The organism is Streptomyces sp. NPDC059900 (genome assembly GCF_050270335.1).
GTDB lineage: Bacteria > Actinomycetota > Actinomycetes > Streptomycetales > Streptomycetaceae > Streptomyces.
The window spans coordinates 1-1,226 of sequence record NZ_JBNNJZ010001124.1 but is presented as its reverse complement, the minus strand read 5'-3'; the positions used below and the strand labels follow the sequence as shown (position 1 = coordinate 1,226).

The window sequence follows — 1,226 nt, the reverse complement described above, 5'->3', positions numbered from 1 at the left end:
TCCTGTCGGTGGCTAGGCCACGTGGGGAAGGACCAGCCCGGCCCTGAGTGCGACGTTCCAGGCACCTACCCGGTCCGCGTGATCGCGGTGTCCGCAAGCCGTGCACCGGAACTTTTCGCCGTCGCGGCTCCCGCCGTCCACGTGCCCGCACGGCGGACAGGTGCGCGAGGTGTCGCGGGGCTCCACCGGGATCAGAACACGAGCGGCGCTCTCAGCCTTCTGCGCGAGGATGCCCAGGAACACCCCCCAACCCGCGTCCAGAATGCTGCGATTGAGCCCGGACTTCGCCGCGGCACCATTCGGCAGGAAACTGCCGGGCGCCTGAGGGTCGGGCTTCGGCCCGGGGGTGCGCACCATGTTCGCGATCGTCAGCCGCTCGTGCGCGATCCGGTCATAGGCGCGCACCAGTGCGAGCGCGGTTTTGTGGGCGTGGTCCAGGCGCCGGCGGCGCACCTTGCGGTGCAGCCGGGCGACCTTCTCCACCGCGCGGCGGTGAGGTGCCGACCGCTGGTCCCGCCGCACCCGCGGGAAGGTTTCCAGCGCCCGCTGGGCGTCCGCGAGAGCCGCGGCGGTGCGCCTGCCGTGGCGCGGGTTGGACAGATGCCCGCCTTCGGCCGTGGTCAGGAAATGCGTGATGCCCAGGTCGATGCCGGTCACCGCACCCGTAGCCGGGAGCGGCTGGGCGGGCACGTTGTCGCAGGCGAGGATGATGTACCACTGCCGGCCCTCGCGTTTGACGCTGAGTGTCTTGACCCGTCCGGTCACCGGCCGGTGCCGGTGCACGCGGACATGCCCGACGCCCTGGAGGCGCACCCGGGTGACGGGGTCGTGCGGCGTGCTGTCCCAGCGGCAGCCGTCGCCGTCCCGGGGGAAGTCCACCGTGTCGAACCAGCTGACCCCCCTGAAACGCGGGTATCCCGGCTTCTCCCCGGCCCGCACCCGCCGGAAGAACGCCTGGAAGGCCCTGTCCAGGCGGCGCAGGGTGGCCTGCTGGCTGGAGAACGACCACCGTCCCTGACGCTGCGGATCGAACGCCCGGATCTCCCTGAGCTGGCCGGACTGCTGCCCGTAGCGGATGCTCGTCCTGCTGGAGTGCCGGTAGGCGTCGCGGCGTTCCTGCAGAGCCCCGTTGTAGAGGGAGCAGTGATCGGCCAGCATCTCGCCCAGGGATTGAGCCTGCCGCACGGTAGGGCGCAGCAGAAACTTGTAGGCGCGTATCACCGCGA

General features: G+C 71.1%; 1 protein-coding gene. It reads right to left on the bottom strand.

The features are described from left to right. Nucleotides 1-12: 12 nt before the first annotated feature. The gene (locus tag ACQKIP_RS47785) at nt 13-1,221 is read right to left on the bottom strand and encodes an RNA-guided endonuclease InsQ/TnpB family protein (RefSeq protein ID WP_427745908.1); all 1,209 of its coding nucleotides are present in this window, start codon (nt 1,219-1,221) and stop codon (nt 13-15) included. Between the last annotated feature and the right edge of the window lie 5 nt (nt 1,222-1,226).